We start from the raw sequence: 4,480 nt of genomic DNA, 5'->3' as shown, positions 1-4,480 counted from the left end.
ACGGGGACGAGATAGTTGGCGTACGGGGCGGAGACCTCGACGATGGTGCGGGCACGGCGCGGCGAGGTCACGACCAGACGATTTCGTCGGGTGGCACGGTCAGGTCGTCGAGCAGGCTGAGGACCTGCTCGGCGCCGCTCACGACGGTGACCCCGGGGCGCTGGGCGTATTCCTGTGCCCACTCATGCACCAGGACGGTGTCAAGGAGGAAGAGAGGCCGGCCGTGTTCGAGCGCGAGCCGGGCCTGGGTTCGGGCGCCGCTTTTCTCCGGGGCTTCCACCACGACCGTCGCCGCGGCGTAGCCGCTCATCACACCGTTGCGCATCAGGAAGCTTGTTCTGGTCGGCGGGGAATCCGGCCAGAACTGGGAGAGCACCAGCTGTTCGCGGGCCAGTTTCTCCTGCAGCCCCGCGTTTTCCCGGGGGTAGGACTTGAGCAGCCCGGTTCCGATGACGGCGACGGTGCGCCCGCCTTCACGCAGGGCGGCCCGGTGCGCGACGGTGTCGATGCCGGCGGCGAGACCGCTGACGACGACGCGACCCCGGCGCGCGAGGCCCGCGGCGATCTCGTCGGCGCGGCAGAGTCCTTCGGCTGAGGCCGAGCGGGTACCGACCACGGCCACCCCGGCGGCGTCGTCCGGACTCATCGTGCCCCGGAAGAACAGGAACGGGGGGCGCTGGTGGACGGTGAGCAGCTGCGCGGGATAGTCCGCATCAAGCAGGGTGACTATTCGGATACCTTGCGCGTCCCACCCGAGCAGGGTCTCACGGGCCGCGTCCAGAGCGGCACCGATTCCATCGGAGAAGCCTTCGAACAGGTCGCCCTGGTGCCCGTCCGTATCGGCTTCGAGGACACGCAGGGCACTGCCGGCCTCTTCGACCTCGTCAGCGACATGCCCCCACTGGCGGCGCCGGCCACGCAGCAGCGTCAGCAGCGCCGCGTGCTCCGTCAGCCGATCCATGGCTGGTGACCTTAGCTCCCCGTTCATCGACGTCTGACCAGGGGGACCACAGCCCTACACAACTCCGGACAGCGCATGCCTTCTCCGTAGGCTCCTGGGACCACACATCGCATCATTCGAACTCACGTTCGACGGCAGAGCCTATCGCACCCTCGGCATACCTGGTCGTGGCGCTAGCCCGTCTGGCCAGGCGCCGTCGCAGGACAGGACAGCGCCGGACCCGCCAGCCGGCCGGCCCATGCGGCGAGCAGCGGGTCGGCGACCGCGGGCGGCAGGCGGTGGGCCGCGAGGTCGGCCCGCGGTGTGGAAAAGGGCTTCGGCGGTGAGGAGCCCGGCCACGTGACGGACGCTGGCGGCGAACGCGTCCTTCCTGGATATACCCGCTGAGTGGCTCGTCTACGAGGAGCCAGATGTCGAGCTGGCGGGCGGCGTGCCTAGCGCCTTCGGCCAGATCGCTGCCCGCGATCTCGGGAATGGTGCTCTCGGCCGGATGCAGCCGGCGTGCGGCCTGGTCGATGGCAGCTGCGGTCCGCATGATCTCCTGGATGCGGTACCACCCGTCGACGCCTCGATCGTGCATGATCGAGTGCAGTTGCAGGACATGGTGCGCGAGCCGGCTCGCCGGCGAGGCAATGGGCATCCGGTCCAGGAACCACCGCCCCTCTCAGTCTGCGTCGCCCACGTGACCCCGCCCGCCGCGAGCGCGCAGACGACCGCAGCGTCGAGCCACACCTGCCGTGCATCACCCGCCGCCCGGAACGCTTGCACGATCAGCGCCAGCACCGACAGCAGCAGTGAACCCGGAACGCCGACGACGACGATTCGGCGCCGCCGACGGTACCGGCCAGCGACGACCCAGAGCTGCCGATCCACACGCCTCGAACTCACCACGATCGCCTCCGGCAGGAGAGTATGCCGCGAACCGCGTTGTCAGCGCAGAACTCGGCCGCTCCAGGACCGGGCGTCGCATGCCCGGACATCCCACGTCAGAATTGATGAATGGGTCGGATTATAGTTTCTCTATGGTCTCCGGAATGCCCGATGACGGCCTGTATGTAACCTCGTGGACGCCGCCGGAGCCCCGCGGCCTACCGGGCCTGCGGGCGGCGATGGCCCGGTACATGAGCAGCCAGCACGCCATCGACCACTCAGCTCGGACGGTGGCGATGGGCAAGGGCGCGCTGTTCCCCGCCGGTCGCACCGCCGTGCAGGCCGCCCAGATTCTCTGCCGCAACGAACACCAGCGCCTTGCCGACGCCACGCTGTACTACGTGGCTGCCGACATGACCGAACTCGCCGTCGCGGCCGGTGAATCGCTTCCTGACTTCCACCTCGAACCCGAGGACGTTCCCAGCCCTACGGGCTTCGTCGTCTTCGCCGAACCCATCGGCTCCTACGTCGCCTCCGACGCGGACCCGCCCGAACGCATCCCGATCGTCGCCGCGTCCTGGGGCCCGTTCACCGCCGCCCACCTCCCCCGCGGCGGCGTCTGGGTGACCCACTACGCGCCGACCGACTTCCCCGCGATCGAACGCATGGCGCTCCAGCGCACCGGCCGTCCCATGCGCGAGCATGAACGTGTCCGACTCCGCGCCGGAACTGGCCCCCTGACCTGGGACAACGAAACCGTTCTCGGCTACGGCGGAGACCTGGAAGCCTCCTTCACACCCGGCGACAGCCACATCGGCGCCGAAGACGCCATCGCACCCTGGATTCAGACGCTGCGTGCCACCTGGCTGCTGATGGCCCAACCGAAGATCCTCGAGGTCGAGGATCTCCCGCAGGACCGGGCCGCTGCCCGCCGCGCCCGCCGCGACGGCCTTCCCTCCGGCCCCGTTCGCCTGCTCCACCTGCGGCGCGCGACCCGGGACCAGGGAGCTCCCGATGGTGAGGGCGCCGCCCGCGCCTACACCTGCCGCTGGATGGTCCGAGGCCACTGGCGGCAGCAGTGGTACCCGACGAGAGGCGTCCACCGCCCCCTCTGGATCAACCCACATCTCAAAGGACCCGACGACAAACCTCTGCGCACCGGCGACACCGTCCACATCCTGGACCGATGAGCACCACCCCTGCATCCCGCCCGCTGAGCACCGAACGCCTGTGCGGCGACCACGGATCCGGCGCGTCGTCGTCCAGGCCGGCGGGCGGGATGACGATGCTGAGGCAGCGGCTTCCGGCTCGTTAGCTGTCGCCCTGTTCGGCGAGGCGGGCGGCCGCGCCAGGGGTCACCGTCGCCGGGTGGGGGCTGTAACGAGCCGTTCTCGAACGGAGCCGCCCGCAGCGCGCTACGACCCGTGCGGCCGGGGCGGGAAGGGGACGCTTGTCCGATCCGGATCTTTCGCGGGATCATGCAGAAATGAACGACGATCGCGCGAGCGCTCCGCCGGCAGGCCGCACCAGGACCACCGACGAGCACATGTTCCGCGTCGAGTCACCATATCGTGTGCCGGCAACATTTCGACTGCAATTGTTCACCGCACCGAATCAGCGGCCTGTCGCGGTAGCTATTCAGGTCCACGGTGAGGGTCAGTCGCTGACCAACGGAGCCGAGCGGTACGCCGCAGCGGTGTGGAAACAGTATTTCCCCACTCTCGTGGAGCCGCCGATCTGGATCGAGCGTCAGATTCCTTCCGCTTACGACAACAACATATTTCAGGAGGTCAACTTCACTATCGTCGGACCCTATCTGCTCGGCTCACCGGAGTGGCGAAACATTTCCGCTCAGGAATTGATCCTTCTGGTCGGTGTCGACCTCGACCTCGACCGCGGAAGTGGCTTCGTGCCCCCACCGGAGCTACCGGAAGAAAAGCCACGCTACGTCGTCACATGGGTCGCTCGGCTTCCTCGCCCGTACCCATTCCGAGCTTCGGCCTGCATGCCCACCGGAACACCGTGGTGGCGCCGGCTCGGCCGTCAGATCGTCCCCCGCCGCGGAGCCCGTGACTGCTGCTGGTACCACGGCGGTGACTGGCACACTGTCACCGCCGCCACGATCCGCCTGGTCCGCCGCGCCGAGCGGGCGGGCGTCGACAGCGACGACATCGCCGCGTGTCCGTGACCAGGCACAGGCCGAATGCCTGTCCGCCTGGGGAGTCCAGGCAGCTACCAGCCTCGTCACGCCCAGCATCGGCATCGTGTGGGACGGCGGACCGACCTACACCAACGGTCAACACCGCGCCCAGGCGCTGCTCGACGCAGGTGTCCGCCGCACCATCGTGATCCGCTGGGAATAGGAACCGAACACGGGCATCGACGATGATGCTGCGCCGGTTCCCGGCCAGCGCAGGGCCGCGTACCACCGCTGGCCTGTCCATTCTCATGGTGATCAGACGGTAGGACAGTGAGGTGGGCGGCCGGCGTCGGAATCCGCGTGACTCGTCGGTGAGAGCCGTGGAACGTTTTGTGCGTGGGCGACGCGGCCACCAATGAGCATTTTCAAAGTTTGTTTTTCTAGATTCCCTCCTGTTCCAGGACGAAGACGGCCTGGGTGAACTCGCCGACCCGGCGTGGGCAGCCGCG

The 4,480-nt window shown here is 68.4% G+C and carries 3 protein-coding genes; 2 read left to right on the top strand and 1 reads right to left on the bottom strand.

The genetic code is table 11. The features are described from left to right. Positions 1–67: 67 nt before the first annotated feature. Positions 68–961, bottom strand: coding sequence for a DNA-processing protein DprA (locus tag B056_RS0107595; RefSeq protein WP_018501284.1), 894 nt, complete (start codon positions 959–961; stop codon positions 68–70). Positions 962–1,995: 1,034 nt separating this feature from the next. On the opposite strand from B056_RS0107595, the gene B056_RS0107590 reads away from it, so the two are divergent. Together B056_RS0107590 and B056_RS42500 are read left to right on the top strand one after the other, a co-directional pair. Then, the gene (locus tag B056_RS0107590; RefSeq protein WP_230202878.1) at positions 1,996–3,021 is read left to right on the top strand and encodes a hypothetical protein; all 1,026 of its coding nucleotides are present in this window, start codon (positions 1,996–1,998) and stop codon (positions 3,019–3,021) included. Between the two features lie 296 nt (positions 3,022–3,317). Then, positions 3,318–4,019, top strand: a complete 702-nt coding sequence (locus B056_RS42500; RefSeq protein WP_230202877.1) for a hypothetical protein — start codon at positions 3,318–3,320, stop codon at positions 4,017–4,019. Positions 4,020–4,480 lie beyond the last annotated feature (461 nt).

It is taken from the genome of Parafrankia discariae (assembly GCF_000373365.1).
GTDB lineage: Bacteria > Actinomycetota > Actinomycetes > Frankiales > Frankiaceae > Parafrankia > Parafrankia discariae.
Note: the sequence above shows the minus strand (reverse complement) of the source record. Positions and strands in the feature narration are given on the sequence as shown.